11 protein-coding genes and 1 pseudogene are annotated in these 14,017 nt (G+C 60.9%); 4 read left to right on the forward strand and 8 right to left on the reverse strand.

The window, feature by feature from the left end; genetic code table 11:
- Window positions 1–26: 26 nt before the first annotated feature.
- From EEQ99_RS34150 to EEQ99_RS34185, 8 genes are all read right to left on the reverse strand, one after another.
- Window positions 27–1,025 (reverse strand): AraC family transcriptional regulator, encoded by a 999-nt coding sequence (locus EEQ99_RS34150; protein ID WP_047616827.1) that lies wholly within the window; start codon window positions 1,023–1,025, stop codon window positions 27–29.
- A gap of 1,110 nt (window positions 1,026–2,135) precedes the next feature.
- Window positions 2,136–3,140 (reverse strand): Ldh family oxidoreductase, encoded by a 1,005-nt coding sequence (locus tag EEQ99_RS34155; RefSeq protein WP_047616823.1) that lies wholly within the window; start codon window positions 3,138–3,140, stop codon window positions 2,136–2,138.
- Window positions 3,140–5,125 carry an oxidoreductase gene (locus tag EEQ99_RS34160; protein WP_127431933.1) on the reverse strand — a complete coding sequence of 662 codons (1,986 nt, stop codon included), beginning with the start codon at window positions 5,123–5,125 and terminating at the stop codon, window positions 3,140–3,142. The genes EEQ99_RS34155 and EEQ99_RS34160 overlap by 1 nt, the downstream gene beginning before the upstream one ends.
- 103 nt (window positions 5,126–5,228) lie before the next feature.
- Window positions 5,229–6,308 (reverse strand): quaternary amine ABC transporter ATP-binding protein, encoded by a 1,080-nt coding sequence (locus EEQ99_RS34165; protein ID WP_047616821.1) that lies wholly within the window; start codon window positions 6,306–6,308, stop codon window positions 5,229–5,231.
- The gene (locus EEQ99_RS34170; RefSeq protein ID WP_047616819.1) at window positions 6,301–7,188 is read right to left on the reverse strand and encodes an ABC transporter permease; all 888 of its coding nucleotides are present in this window, start codon (window positions 7,186–7,188) and stop codon (window positions 6,301–6,303) included. The genes EEQ99_RS34165 and EEQ99_RS34170 overlap by 8 nt, the downstream gene beginning before the upstream one ends.
- A gap of 95 nt (window positions 7,189–7,283) precedes the next feature.
- Window positions 7,284–8,285, reverse strand: coding sequence for an ABC transporter substrate-binding protein (locus EEQ99_RS34175; protein WP_063474167.1), 1,002 nt, complete (start codon window positions 8,283–8,285; stop codon window positions 7,284–7,286).
- Window positions 8,286–8,352: 67 nt separating this feature from the next.
- Window positions 8,353–9,147 carry a pyrroline-5-carboxylate reductase family protein gene (locus EEQ99_RS34180; protein WP_063474168.1) on the reverse strand — a complete coding sequence of 265 codons (795 nt, stop codon included), beginning with the start codon at window positions 9,145–9,147 and terminating at the stop codon, window positions 8,353–8,355.
- A gap of 11 nt (window positions 9,148–9,158) precedes the next feature.
- Window positions 9,159–9,788: a TetR/AcrR family transcriptional regulator gene (locus EEQ99_RS34185; protein WP_063474169.1), complete on the reverse strand. Its 630-nt coding sequence runs from the start codon at window positions 9,786–9,788 to the stop codon at window positions 9,159–9,161.
- Window positions 9,789–9,935: 147 nt separating this feature from the next.
- Here EEQ99_RS34185 and EEQ99_RS34190 point away from each other — a divergent pair, with 147 nt between their 5' ends.
- From EEQ99_RS34190 to EEQ99_RS34205, 4 genes and pseudogenes are all read left to right on the forward strand, one after another.
- Window positions 9,936–11,972 (forward strand): NADH:flavin oxidoreductase, encoded by a 2,037-nt coding sequence (locus tag EEQ99_RS34190; RefSeq protein WP_127431934.1) that lies wholly within the window; start codon window positions 9,936–9,938, stop codon window positions 11,970–11,972.
- A 47-nt stretch (window positions 11,973–12,019) separates the two neighbouring features.
- On the forward strand, window positions 12,020–12,622 hold the full coding sequence (locus tag EEQ99_RS34195; RefSeq protein ID WP_097545401.1) for a dimethylsulfoniopropionate lyase: 603 nt from the start codon (window positions 12,020–12,022) through the stop codon (window positions 12,620–12,622).
- Between the two features lie 33 nt (window positions 12,623–12,655).
- Complete coding sequence (locus EEQ99_RS34200) at window positions 12,656–13,405, forward strand: electron transfer flavoprotein subunit beta/FixA family protein (RefSeq protein WP_127431935.1); 750 nt, start codon at window positions 12,656–12,658, stop codon at window positions 13,403–13,405.
- Window positions 13,406–13,428: 23 nt separating this feature from the next.
- A pseudogene (locus EEQ99_RS34205) lies at window positions 13,429–14,017 on the forward strand (electron transfer flavoprotein subunit alpha/FixB family protein); the annotation flags it as partial.

The raw sequence follows: 14,017 nt of genomic DNA on the forward strand, positions 1-14,017 counted from the left end.
CGCTTACTCGCCGCAAGCCGAGGCCATCATCGCCGGATCACGCGCTTCCTGGTGTCGGAAGGGTATTCTCCGTAGGTGTTTTTATAGACCGCGGAAAACCGGCCGAAATGAAAGAAGCCCCATTTGAGACAGATGGCCTTCATGGTGTCCTTGCTCTCGGGATCGAGCAGATCCTGGCGCGCCGCACGCAGACGAAGGGTCAAGAGGTAGGCGGCGGGAGAGGTTCCCCTGAAGGCACGAAAACCGGTTTCGAGCGCCCGGCTGGATACGCCGGCCGCTTCGGCGACCTTCGGCATGGTGATCGGCTGATCGATATTGGCGTGCATGAATTCAATCGCCCGGCGGACATGCCGGGGAGCGATCAGGGCCGGGCCATTCTCCAGGAAATGCGACAGCCGGTGCGGCACCAGGCGCACGACCAGATCGGCCAGCGCCTGCGTCATATGCGCCATGGCGATCGGCGACTGCAGCAAGGGACCATCGTCGCGCATGCCCGCGATGATCGTTTCCGTGAGATTGCTGATCAGCCGGCCTTCCGGCTTGGACAGATCCAGTTCTGGCAGCAGGTCGAGAGAGCCGCTGAACGGCATCTCGAAAGTCTGGCCGATCGTCTGGAGGATGAGCGGCCAGTTGATCAGCAACTCGTCGATGACGTTCGATCGCCCATGCATGATGACGCTGTTGGGCTCGAAATTATTGTAAAGAAGCAATTTTCCTTGCCCGGCCTCGGCGACGCGCGACCCATAGGTGACCCCCATGCCGCCGCTGCGCGGCACGACGATCGACAGATATTCGGCCGTATCGACGGTCGGCTCGATATTGAACTGAAATTCCGCCTCATGATAACCGGTGAGCAGGACGGCACTGTCACATGCCGAGAAATCCAATCCCCAATGGAAGTCCTGGCTGCGGCCGACAGGCTCGGCATCAAATGCGCCAAAGGCGCCGCCCAGCGTTTCGACCATGTTGTCGAAGGACGAACCGCTAAATCGAAATGAGAATGGGGCAGTGCTATTTTCCGTCATGCCGCTCCTATCGTTTCAATGGGGCTGTGTTGACTTGTCCTTCTCCGTCGCTCGCCGATGCCGGCGCAATCCATGATAGCGCTGACATATTGATGCATGCACCTCCAATCGCTTCGCCTGATACCATCGACCATCCTCCTCCGCTTCGTCAGGGCCTGTGGACGTGATTGATTACTGAGGCGTGGCTATATATTAGCCGATCGGAGCATGCAGCGCAGCAGGTCTCAGCGGAGCAGGGGAACCTGCACGTGGTGTCGGCATCGGGATCGGTGGTTTGCGTAAGCCGATGCAGACGAAACGCGGGCGTGACAAGCGTCAATAAAACCAACCCGTTAAATGCATTGCCAAGAGTTCCCATCGCATCCGTTTTTCGCAGCCTGACGGCAGGAACTGGCAGAACTCGGAACAGTTGGCAAGCCATCGGGCTGATGATGAAACGATTACGCAGAAGGGTAAATTTATCGCGTGTATCCGCCAGGCCACTATACAGCGCATCGCGCCAATGCGAATTCATGCGACGCGTTTTAGGATTTTGATTCAAAGTGATAGAGCGGCCTTGGCACGTCCGAAAAAAACGCGGCCGCGCTCGGCGGGCTCAAATGCAGCGGGTCTTGCCGAGAGGAGCGATATCTGAAGCTTATCGAGTGGGCCCCCGATTTCGCAAGTCGCGCAGTCGCCTGCCGAAGGTTCTATAGTGGACCGCTTAAAGAGGGCCTTCGGCAGGCTGACAGGCATGCAGGCATACGCACGGGATAGAGTGCGTATGTATGATCCCTTCCATCCTTTTGGGGGTGATGGATGAACGGGTTTGGTTTTAGGACCGCAAACCATCATGGCATTGGTCGGGATTGATCTTACTGTTCCTCAGCTATGGAGCAATTGTCCGGTCCCGATATTGTCGGCCGAGCGGCTTTTCGTGGCGCAGTCTGGACTGATCTTGCGCAAAATGTATATGAAGCCGCTCCCCTGAAGCCGTCTGTTCTGCGCAATGCGCTGCGCAAAGTGGATAGAGATCTTTAGTTTCTCAATTAGCCGAACGAGGACATTGTCGCCATGGTTGCGCACTGGTCCGCAGTGCGCGCGCTTCTTCGGCTTGGTAATGATTTGCTTTCACTGAAGGCACAAGCGGCGGATCGTTTCGAGCACCGCTGCGTCGACTTCGAGGCTATCGGTTTCCGCGGTACATGCGGACATCGCTCTGTCGCCGGGGATGCGAACTCCCTTGGCGCGCAGCCGCTCCAATTGGGCCGTGGCTCGCGCCTGAAAATCCGGATCTACTGCTGCGGGAAAGAGCGCGATCACGGTCATTCCGGCATTGACCGGATGCTCGCCTGAGAGAAAGTGGCCTGCATCGAGCGACCATGCGGCCCCGGAAAGACCCGCGGAAAGCATCTCGACGACAAGGGCGATATTGGCGCCCTTGTAGCCGCCGAAGGGCAGGAGCGCGCCGAGCATCGCCTTGACCGGATCAGTGGTGATTGCGCCGGTCTCATCGATGGCGATGCCGTGAGCGATCGGCGACTGCGCCTTGGCCGCCTCGGCAAGGGTGACGAAGGCCGTAGCGCTCGTCGCCTGGTCGATGACGAGAGGCGGCAAAGGGGCCGGCATGGGCGCGCCGAAGGCCAGCGGATTTGTGCAGTAAACGCGCTCACCGCCCTCGGCGGCGGCCATCAATGGTGGGCCGTTGGCAGCGGCGATGGAGATCAATCCGTCCTGAGCCAGGCGCCTGATGTAATATCCCAGTTCCCCGGCGGTATAGCTGTTTTTCTGCGTGAAGACTGAAATGCCGAAGGTTTTCACGCGTTTCGTGAAGTCGTCGTAAATGAGGTCAAAGCCGAGCTGCGCTATGCCGCCATCCGCATCGGCCTGGATCAGGGCCGGCAGCACATGGTTGAAGCGGGGCTTGGCGTTTCCGTTGATCCGCCCCTCGCGCAGGCTGGCGAGATAATCGACGAAATGCGGAAAACCCAGCTCGGGGCGTCCGAAACGGGCAGCCGACAGCGTTGCATCGATGAGCGCCTTCGCCATGGCCTGGCTGCTGCCGCAGGCGAGGCAGGCTTCGAGCGCCAGTTGGCGGAGCTCGTCGATCGGCATTCTGATCCTCTGCCCGGTCATCACAGCTCCAATGCGGCTCGCCTGCCCTCATAGAAGGCATAGGGCGCCTGGCGCGGCGCGGCGCAGTCTCCGATCTCCACGATATGGCGACCGCTCGAGCGCAGTTCTTCGCCGAGCCAGTTGGCGGCTGCATTGGTGGTGGCGAGCACCAGGCTGTCGCCTTCCTCGAAGAAATGCTCGCCGGTATTGTGATCCAGCAGGGTGACGCCGTTGCCGTGCCACGCCAGCACGCTGACCTCCAGACGCCATTGGACACCCAGCCTCTTCAAGGTCCGACGCAGCGGTACGTCGGCGGTGGTGCGCTGAAGTTCCTTGCCGATGAAGGGATCGGGCGAGAGCATGGTCACCAGGTGCCCATCTTCGGCGAGCTTCCAGGCGGTTCCGCAGCCGCGCCAGCCGCCACCCTCGTCGAGCAGCAGGACCCTTTTGCCCGGCCTTGCCTGCCGCGCCATGACAGCCTCGATGGTGAAGACGTTTCCCTTTTCGATGCCGGGCAGCGTCTCGACCGAGGGCAGAGCCTTCTGGAAGCCGGTTTCGGGAGAATAGGAACCTGTCGCCAGGATGACGGCATCCGCGCCGATCGCTTCGACATCCGATGCCTCGACATAAGAGTTGAGCCGGATCTCGACGCCGAGTTTCGTCAGCTGCCGCTCGTACCAGCCGATGAGGTCGAGGATCTGCGCGCGGCGAGGCTGCAGTCCGGCCAGCAGGAAATTGCCGCCGAGCCGGCTGGAGGCTTCCGCGAGGATGACCCGGTGGCCTCTCTCCGCGGCTGCACGGGCGGCTTCCAGACCGGCAGGCCCGCCGCCGACCACCAGCACCGTTCTCGGCTGGCCGGCCGGGCTGAAGCGGTCGCCGCCCCATTGGTATTCCCGTCCGGCCGACGGGTTGATGAGGCAGCTTATCCAATAATCACGCGAGCGCCGGCCCCAGCACATCTGGTTGCACGAAATGCAGCCGCGAACATCGTCGGGGCGGTCTTCGCCGGCTTTTCGGGCGAGATGGGGATCAGCGATCTGGCCGCGGACGATCGAGACCAGGTCCGCCGCTCTTTCTCCCAGAACGGTTTCGGCATTCTCCGGCGTTCTGATATGGCTTTCGGCGATGACGAGCGCATGCTTGACGGACCGCCTGATCGTCGCAGCGAGATCGGCGCCGAGCTTCTCCTGGTAAAGGAATGTCGGCATCAGCTTGTGGAAGTCGAGATAGCCGCCCGAGCCGCAGGTGACGTAGTCGACGAGGCCGAGATCGTCATGGAGGGCGACGATCTCGGCAAGCTCGTCCCGCGTCAGCGCGACGCTATGATCGGGCTCATCGCTGATCGCAAGCCCGATGATGAAATCCTGACCGCAGACCGCCCGGATGCGGCTCGTGATCTCGCGCGAGAAACGTGTCCTATTTTCGAGCGAACCGCCCCATTGATCCTCTCGCCGGTTCGACCAGGGCGTCCAGAACTGCTCGATGAGGCCGAGATAGGCCGCCCAGACCTCCACGCCATCGAAACCGGCCTCATGACAGCGGCGCGCCGCCTGCACGAATCCGTCGATGGTTTCTGAGATTTCCGCCTCGCTCATGGCATGCGAGCCGTCGCTGTCGTGATAACTGGGCAGACCGGACGGCGACCAATGCGGGTGGTATGAATTATCGGAATCTCCATGCGCGCCAACATGGTAGAGCTGCTGGATCGCGACCGCGCCGTTTTCCCTGATCGCCGTCGTGACCTTCCTGAAATGAGGGACGACACTATCGTCGCCGGGAAGAAAATTCCCGCGCGTCAACACGGCGGCGGGATGGACCGGCATCGGTTCGACCACGATCATTCCGGCGCCGCCGATCGCACGCTCGGCATAATAGGCAACATGCCGGTCGCCGGGCACGCCGTTGTTCGCCATGTTTGCCGTATGCGCGCCGAAGACGATCCTGTTGCGCAAAATGTGTCCGCGCAGACTGACGGGCGAAAACAGACGCGGGAAGAGTTTCGACATGGTGATCCCCAAGCGTCAGGCGGCCGACTTTCCATTTCCTGCGATGGCGGCGTGCCCGATATCGGTATCGCCAACGAAACGGAGAGACGGCCGCATTTGAGCTTCAGAGTGCGACCGAGAGGGCGCTATCGCGTCGGGGAGCCACCTCCTGCGAGTTCACCATCGCGCCTGCGAGCTGGCGGAAGGTGACGAGACCCAATGCTTCGCCTGATGGTGAAATCACCCTGGCATCGTCGTCCGGCGCCGATGCCAGGATCCGGACGGCCTCTTCGACTGTCGTGCCTGACGCAATCGTCAATCCGCCGGGTACTGCGCCGGAATGCAGGGGGGTCATGACGGCTTCGACATGGATGACGCGGCCGCGATTAACCTCCTTGACGAAGTTGGCGATGTAATCGTCCGCCGGACGCAGGACGATGTCCTGGCTGGTGCCCTGCTGGATGACTTCGCCGTCGCGCAGGATCGCAATCTGGTCGCCCAGGCGAAGGGCTTCATCGAGATCGTGGGTGATGAAGACGATGGTTTTCTTGATCTCCCTCTGAATGTCGAGAAGGACCGTCTGCATATCCGTGCGGATCAAGGGATCGAGCGCCGAATAGGCTTCGTCCATCAAAAGGACCGGCGCATCGTTGGAAAGGGCGCGCGCCAGGCCGACACGCTGCTGCATGCCGCCGGAGAGCTGGTTGGGATATTTCTGCTCGAAGCCCTTGAGACCGACCCGCTCCAGCCAGCGCATGGCGACGTCGACGGCTTTCGAACGCTCCATGCCCTGCACTTCGAGGCCGAAGATGGTATTGTCGAGAACATTCCGGTGCGGCAGAAGCGCGAACTTCTGAAACACCATGGCCGTCTGGTGCCGGCGAAACGCCCGCAATTCGGTCTCGTTCATTTTCACGACATCGACGCCGTCGACAAGCACTTCGCCGGCGGTTGGATCGATCAGACGATTGATGTGGCGGATGAGGGTCGATTTGCCCGAACCCGAAAGGCCCATGATGACCTGGATGCGGCCCGAAGGTATCTCGATATTGATATTGCTCAAGCCCAGCACGTGGCCATGCTTTTGGTTGAGCTCGGTCTTCGACAATCCTTTTTGGACGGCATCGACGTAAGCGGCAGGATTGGGACCGAAGATCTTGTAGAGATGGCGGATCTTGATGCCGCCGAAACGTTGATCAGCCATGGACGATCTCCCGATGCTTCTGGAGCCTCTTGCCATATGCCTGGCTGACCCGGTCGAAGATGATGGCGATGCCGACGATGGCAAGGCCGTTGAAAATGCCCAGAGTGAAGTACTGGTTGGCGATCGCCTTCAGAACCGGCTGGCCAAGACCCTGGACACCGATCATCGAGGCGACGACGACCATGGCGAGCGCCATCATGATGGTCTGGTTGATGCCGGCCATGATGGTGGGAAGCGCCAGCGGCAACTGGACCTTGAACAGTTTCTGCGAGCTCGATGTCCCGAAGGCGTCGGCCGCCTCCAGCACGTCCTTGTCGACCAGGCGGATGCCGAGGTCGGTCAGCCTGATCATCGGCGGGATGGCGTAGATGACGACGGCGATCAGTCCCGGCACCTTGCCGATGCCGAGCAGCATGACGACAGGGATCAGGTAGACGAAGCTCGGCATGGTCTGCATGACGTCGAGGATCGGGTTGATGACGCGCTGCAGCCGGTCGGAACGCGCCATCAGGATCCCCATCGGGATGCCGATGGCGATCGAGAGCACGGTACAGACGAAGATCATCGAGACCGTCCGCATCGTATCGTCCCACATGTCGAAATAGCCGATCAGCAGCAGTGTCACGAGACAGCCGAAGACGATCTTCAGGCTGCGGCTCGCAAACCATGCGATCACAAGGATGATGGATGTGATGATCGGCCACGGCGTCTGCGTCATGAAGCGGTCGGCGGCGATGAGAAAATGCTGCAGCGGGGAGAAGAGGCTTTCGATCGCGTCGCCATAGCTGCGAGTAAAGGCGCGAAAGCCGTCATCGATCGCCTTCTTCAGATTGCGAAGGGCATCATCATCCATATGCGGGAATTTATAAAACCATTCCATTCGGTTCCCCTTTTTCTTCAAAGAGCCGCGGCAGTCTTTTTGATTTTATCGGCAGCGAGAGGCGGTGCGCTTTGAGCGCACCGCAATAGTCGGCGTTAAAGCGCAGCTTCGATCTTCGCGGCTGCCTCAGGCGAGACCCACTTTGTCCAGAGGTCCTTGTTTTCCTTCAGGAAGTGCTTTGCGCCATCTTCGCCGGTTGCCTGGTTGTCGGTCATCCACGCCATCAGCTTGTTGACCGTGTCATTGCTCCAGGAGCGCTTCGTCAGATAGTCCATGACCTCAGGCCCGACCTTTTCCGAGAAGGGCTTGGCAACCAAGGTCACGACGTGATCGACCGGCCATGCGTTCGGCTTCGGATCGGGGCAATCGGCGACGGTGATGCAGCGCTTCCATTCGGCTGCATCCTGCGGCACACCGGCTTCGAGCTTGACCATCTGATACTTGCCGAGCAGCGCGGTCGGCGCCCAGTAATAGCCGGCCCAGCCTTCCTTGCGTTCGTAAGCCTTGGCGATCGAACCATCGAGGCCGGCGGCTGAGCCGGTATCGACGAGGGTGAAGCCGGCCTTCTCGGCTTCGAAGGCCTTGTAGAGCTGCGTGGTCACGACGGTGCCGCCCCAGCCCTGCGGCCCGTTGTAGATGGCGCCCTTCTTCGGATCTTCCGGATCGGGGAAGAGTTCCGGATGCTTCAGCACGTCGCCGATGGTCTTGATATCGGGATGGGCATCGGCAACATATTTGGGAATCCACCAGCCCTGTACGCCGCCATCGGGCAGCGGAGAGCCGACCTGGACGATCCGGCCTTCATCCGTTCCCTTCTTGACGACATCGGGAAGCAGGTCGATCCAGGCTTCCGGCGCGATGTCGGGCTGGCCCTTTTCGGCCATGGAGGTGATCGTCGGGACGGTGTCGCCGACGGTGATGTCGGCCTCGCAGCCATAACCTTCGTTCAGGATGAACTTGTCGAGGTTAGAGAGAACCTCTGCACTCTGCCAGTTCATGCTGGCGATGGTCACACTGCCGCATTCGGCGGCGCTGGCGAAAGACGCCCCGCCGATCAGGCCGAATGTCAGGCATGTCGATGCAAGTAGTTTTTTCATTTCGTTCCCTCTGCTTAGCGGCCGATTTTGACGAGCGGGGCGCCGCAGGAACCCGCTCCAACGGTTGTCAGGAAGCGTCTCCCATACTCACCGATTTCTTGAATGCCGCCGACAGTCCCTTGGCGACGGAAGCGTTGAACCCGGCAGCGCGCATGCCTTCGATGGCTGCTGCGGTGGTGCCGCGATAGGCGAGAAAGGTTTGAACGACGTCGTCAGGACATTCGTCACGGCGCTCCAGCAGGCGGCCGGCGCCTGTCATCACCGTGTTGACGGCCCGCTGCGCAATCTCCGCCGGCAGGCCATGGGCGACGGCGTCGCTCATCATGGCGGCTGCGAGCAGCGCCGGGAATGCCGGTCCGGATCCGGAAAGGCCGGTGAGATAGTCGATGTCGCTTTCCCTTCCGACCTCGTCCTCAGATCCGCATGCCTGGAAAATGGCGCGGACGACTGCTCGATCGTCTTCCGTGACGTCGCTTGTGCCAGTCCAGGGCGTATAGGATCTGGTTACTTCGGCAGCGGCATTCGGCAGAGCGCGGACGACGCGAGCGGTGTTGTGGCGTTCCGAAAGTGCGCCCAAGCGGATGCCCGCCATGACAGAGATGACGAGCCTGCCGCCGGCATCGAACTCCAGGGCCTGCCAGTCGGCCGGACGAACGGAGAGAAGGATCACATCCGAGCGGTCGGCAAGCTCCTGATTGTCGGTGGTCAGGAAAGAATTCGGGAAACGGCGCGGCGGCTCGCTGCGATAGGAGAGGGAGAGATTTCGAGGACCGACCAGGCCGGCATCGAGGATCGAGCCGGCGATTGCTCCGCCAAGCCATCCGCCGCCGCCAATGATACCGATCCTCAAGGAAACGCTCATCTCGGCCTTCCCTAACCGGGCCTATGGCCATGCCGGGAGAAGAAGCGATCGAGCTCCCTCTGCTGCGGCACTTCGCCGGTGTAGATCGCAATATACTCTGGAATCCGTTTCATGCGGACGGCGAGTTCCTCCCTGGACTGCATGGAGATATAGCCGATCTGAACGAGGTAAGTTGTTCGCGCTCTGACATCTGATGTCGTTTCTGGTAGTCCGAACCGGATGAACATGCGCTTGAGCGCTTCCAGGCGAAGCTGATCGGCTTGCCGGACTTCGGCGAGAATCTCGTCGGACTGCAGCGCCCAGCTGCGCACGGCGAATTCAAACCTGGCGTCGAACAGATCATTGTTGAGCCAGCAATCGAAGACGTTGAGCATCGCCTCGGCAAGCGATTCCGCATAAGCTTCCGACTGCTTGACGATGTTGCCGGTGTTTTTATCGCGCCAGCGCGCCACAAGCGCGGCCAACAGCTCCTCCCGATCCTTGAAGAACCAGTAGAAGCTCGTGCGAGAGAGATTGAGCTTCTTCGCCAGCGGCAGAATCTTCACCGAATCCACCCCGGAATCCAGCAGGGAGTGATACGCTGCTTCCAGCCATCCCTCCTGTGATCCGCGCCAGCCAGTGTCGTTCAAAGCCTGATCCATGGGGTGTTTCCTATCAAATTATCAAACCACGCACAAGAAAAATGTACATCAGTGTCGAAAATAACGACCCGTTTGTTTTCCTCGTTGACACTTATGTACATTATGCTTAGCGTCTCCTCTGACGTTTTTAATCCGGAACCACGGCCCATGTCGAATGACCCCCTTCTTCAGCCCTATCAGCTCAAGCATTTGAAGCTGCGCAACCGTCTCATCGTGACCTCCCACGAGCCTGCCTATCCGGAAGACGGCATGCCGAAGGAGAGGTATCGCGCCTATACGGTGGAGCGGGCAAAGGGCGGCGTGGCGCTGACGATGACCGCAGGCTCGGCCGCGGTGTCCAGGGACAGTCCGCCGGTTTTCAACAACCTGCTCGCCTATAAGGACGAGATCGTCCCGTGGATCAGGGAAATGACCGACGCCGTGCATGAAGAGGGGGCGGCGATCATGATCCAGCTCACCCATCTCGGCCGGCGCACGCGCTGGGACAAGGGCGACTGGCTGCCGGTCGTGGCGCCGTCGCATCATCGCGAGGCATCCCACCGCGCCTTCCCGAAGAAGATGGAAGATTGGGACATCGAGCGCATCATCAAGGATTTCGCCGATGCTGCGGAGCGCATGAAGGCGGGCGGCATGGACGGTGTCGAGCTGGAGGCCTACGGCCATCTGATCGACCAGTTCGCGTCGCCGCTGACCAACGAACTCGATGGTCCCTATGGCGGCTCTATCGAAAACCGCATGCGCTTCTGTCTCGATGTGTTCAAGGCGATCCGGCAAAGGGTGGGTGATGACTTCATCCTCGGCGTTCGTTATACCGCCGACGAATGTCTTCCCGGCGGTACCGGCAAGGCCGAAGGCATGGAGATTTCCAAGCGGCTCCGCGATAGCGGCCTCATCGACTATCTGAACGTCATTCGGGGCCACATCGATACCGATGCGGGTTTGACGGATGTCATTCCGATCCAGGGCATGGCAAACTCTCCGCACCTGGATTTTGCCGGTGAAATCCGGGCCGCGACCAATTTTCCGACGTTCCACGCTGCCAAGATACCGGACGTCGCGACCGCGCGTCACGCGATCGCGGCCGGGAAAGTCGACATGATCGGCATGACCCGCGCCCACATGACCGATCCGCACATCGTCCGCAAGATCATCGAAAAACGGGAAGAGGATATCCGCCCCTGCGTCGGCGCCAATTACTGTCTCGATCGCATCTACCAGGGCGGCGCCGCCTTCTGCATCCACAATGCCGCCACCGGCCGCGAACTGACGATGCCGCATATCGTGGCGAAGGCCGACGCCAGGAAAAAAGTCGTCATCGTCGGCGCCGGCCCGGCCGGTCTGGAAGCGGCGCGCGTCGCCGGGGAACGCGGCCATCAGGTCGTCGTTTTCGAGGCGGCGAACAATCCCGGCGGTCAGATCCGGCTCACCGCCCAGAGTGAGCGCCGCAGGGAGATGATCAGCATCATCGACTGGCGCATGAGCCAGTGCGAGAAATACGACGTCACCTTCCACTTCAACACCTGGGCGGAAGCCGACACCATCGAGGCCGAAAATCCCGATGTCGTCATCATTGCGACCGGCGGCCTGCCGCATACCGAGGTTCTCACGAGCGGCAACGAGCTGGTGGTCTCTTCGTGGGACATCATTTCCGGCGACGTGAAGCCTGGAACCAACGTGCTGATCTTCGACGATGCCGGCGACCATGCCGGCCTGCAGGCGGCGGAGTTCATCGCCAAGGCAGGTGCCAAGGTCGAGATCATGACGCCGGACCGGTCCTTCGCGCCTGAGGTCATGGCCATGAACCTGGTGCCCTATATGCGTTCTCTTCAGAAGCACGACGTGACCTTCACCGTCACCTACCGTCTGGAAGCCGTCGAGAAGAGCGGCAACCAGCTGGTCGCTCATATCGGCAGCGATTACGGCGGGATTGCCAGGCAGCACAGCTTCGACCAGATCGTCGTCAATCATGGGACCATCCCGCTCGATGAGCTCTATTTCGAACTGAAACCCAGTTCGAGCAATCTCGGCGAAATGTCGCACGACCAGCTTCTGTCTGGAGAACCTCAGTCCGTCGTCCGCAATCCCGACGGCAGGTTCCAGCTGTTCCGGATCGGCGATGCCGTGGCCGCACGCAACACGCATGCCGCCGTCTATGACGGACTGCGCATCGCAAAAGATATCTGATCGCAAGATCAGCCGCCTGTCGGGGGGGCGTTTCGGGAGGTGATGACATGAGTTTGCGGAATGAAAGCCTCGAGATTTTTGTGGATGCGGCTTTCGGGGCTTTCGACCAGTTTGCCAGGGCGCCGGAAGCCCGTCGCTCGATTCGTCAGATTTCTACGGCGCTGGAATGCCCGGGAGATGCACGCGCAGGGGAAGGAAGCCGATTGCCCGTGTGTGCGCTCCTTGATGTGGCGCTCTCGATCGATCCGTCCTATCCTTCGCTGACGCGTTTGATCGAGGGGTTCAAAGGCATCGAGCCAATGCTTGAATGGCGTCGGCGCACCAAGTATGACCACACGGCCAGCGACAATTTTGTCGATGGCCATGCCAATGCGATGATCATCGGCCCGGGAGGATTGGAGGAGCGGAGCGACCTGTGGATCGGCGTGACGTTGATGGCGCCTCACATGCGCTACCCCGATCACGACCATGCACCGGAGGAAGTCTACCTCGTGCTTTCCGAGGGAGAATTCCAGCAGGGGGAAGGGGACTGGTTTTCGCCTGGTATCGGCGGATCCTTCTACAATCTCCCTGGCATCAAACATGCCATGAGGTCGCTCGACACGCCGCTCTTCGCCTTCTGGGCATTGCTTGCCGAACGGCCGCACTGACGGCCGGTAGTCTAGAAATAAAGGGGGTCACCCATGAAGATACTCGTGCCAGTCAAACGGGTTGTCGACTACAACGTGAAGATCCGGGTTCGTCCGGATGGCACGGGTGTCGAGCTTGCCAATGTGAAGATGTCGATGAACCCGTTCGACGAGATCTCGGTGGAAGAGGCGCTGCGGCTGAAGGAAGCCGGCAAGGCCGAGGAAGTTGTCGTGGTGTCGATCGGTCCTGCCAAGGCCGAGGAGACGCTGAGGACGGCACTCGCCATGGGCGCCGACCGGGCAATCCTGGTCGAGACCGACGATGCGGTCGAGCCGCTGGCGGTTGCCAAGATCCTCAAGGCGGTCGCCGATGCCGAACAGCCCGGCCTTGTTATCGTCGGCAAGCAGGCGATCGACGACGATTCGAACCAGACCGGCCAGATGCTGGCGGCACTGCTTGGTTCGGCCCAGGCGACCTTCGCCTCGAAGATCGAGATCGGCGATGGCAAGGCGACCGTCACCCGCGAAGTCGATGGCGGCCTGCAGACGATCGAGATCAAGCTGCCGGCGGTGGTCACCTCGGACCTGCGCCTGAACGAACCGCGTTATGCCTCGCTGCCGAATATCATGAAGGCGAAGAAGAAGCCGCTCGACAAGAAGTCTCCTGCCGACTTTGGCGTCTCCACAGCGCCGCGGTTGAAAGTGTTGAAGACCGAGGAGCCATCCGGCCGCAAGGCCGGCGTCAAGGTCAAGTCGGTCGCCGAGCTGGTCGACAAGCTCAAGAACGAAGCCGGCGTGCTTTAAGCCAGAACCAGGGAGCCCTCATCATGACCATTCTTCTTCTGGCTGACCACGACAATGCAAGCCTTTCCGACCAGACCGCCAAGGCGCTGACGGCCGCAACCAAGATCGGCGGCGACGTGCATGTGCTGGTCGCCGGCAAGGGCGCAAAGGCTGCTGCCGATGCGGCGGCCAAGCTTGCCGGCGTCTCCAAGGTGCTGCTGGCCGAAAGCGATGCGCTGGCCAACAACCTGGCCGAACCGCTGGCCGACCTGATCGTCTCGCTGGCCGGCAGCTATGACACGATCCTCTCGGCTGCGACGTCGGTCGGCAAGAATGTGCTGCCGCGCGTCGCTGCCCTGCTCGATGTCGCCCAGCTCTCCGAGATCATCGAGGTGATCTCTGCCGATACCTTCAAGCGGCCGATCTATGCCGGCAATGCCATCCAGACGGTGCAGGCAACCGATGCCAAGAAGGTGATCACCGTGCGCACCGCCTCCTTCGCCTCCGCAGCCGAAGGCGGCTCCGCGCCGATCGAGACGGTTGCAGCGGTTTCCGATCCCGCTCTGTCGCGCTTCGTCGCCGATGCGCTGTCGGCCTCCGACCGTCCGGAACTGACCTCGGCGAAGATCATCA

The sequence above is a fragment of the Rhizobium anhuiense genome, assembly GCF_003985145.1.
GTDB classification, from domain to species: domain Bacteria; phylum Pseudomonadota; class Alphaproteobacteria; order Rhizobiales; family Rhizobiaceae; genus Rhizobium; species Rhizobium anhuiense.

Excerpts from the sequence above, each read along its gene's own strand:
- EEQ99_RS34150 (WP_047616827.1), bottom strand. The coding sequence starts at position 1,025 with ATGACGGAAAATAGCACTGCCCCATTCTCATTTCGATTTAGCGGTTCG.
- EEQ99_RS34155 (WP_047616823.1), bottom strand. The coding sequence starts at position 3,140 with ATGACCGGGCAGAGGATCAGAATGCCGATCGACGAGCTCCGCCAACTG.
- EEQ99_RS34160 (WP_127431933.1), bottom strand. The coding sequence starts at position 5,125 with ATGTCGAAACTCTTCCCGCGTCTGTTTTCGCCCGTCAGTCTGCGCGGA.
- EEQ99_RS34165 (WP_047616821.1), bottom strand. The coding sequence starts at position 6,308 with ATGGCTGATCAACGTTTCGGCGGCATCAAGATCCGCCATCTCTACAAG.
- EEQ99_RS34170 (WP_047616819.1), bottom strand. The coding sequence starts at position 7,188 with ATGGAATGGTTTTATAAATTCCCGCATATGGATGATGATGCCCTTCGC.
- EEQ99_RS34175 (WP_063474167.1), bottom strand. The coding sequence starts at position 8,285 with ATGAAAAAACTACTTGCATCGACATGCCTGACATTCGGCCTGATCGGC.
- EEQ99_RS34180 (WP_063474168.1), bottom strand. The coding sequence starts at position 9,147 with ATGAGCGTTTCCTTGAGGATCGGTATCATTGGCGGCGGCGGATGGCTT.
- EEQ99_RS34185 (WP_063474169.1), bottom strand. The coding sequence starts at position 9,788 with ATGGATCAGGCTTTGAACGACACTGGCTGGCGCGGATCACAGGAGGGA.
- EEQ99_RS34190 (WP_127431934.1), top strand. The coding sequence starts at position 9,936 with ATGTCGAATGACCCCCTTCTTCAGCCCTATCAGCTCAAGCATTTGAAG.
- EEQ99_RS34195 (WP_097545401.1), top strand. The coding sequence starts at position 12,020 with ATGAGTTTGCGGAATGAAAGCCTCGAGATTTTTGTGGATGCGGCTTTC.
- EEQ99_RS34200 (WP_127431935.1), top strand. The coding sequence starts at position 12,656 with ATGAAGATACTCGTGCCAGTCAAACGGGTTGTCGACTACAACGTGAAG.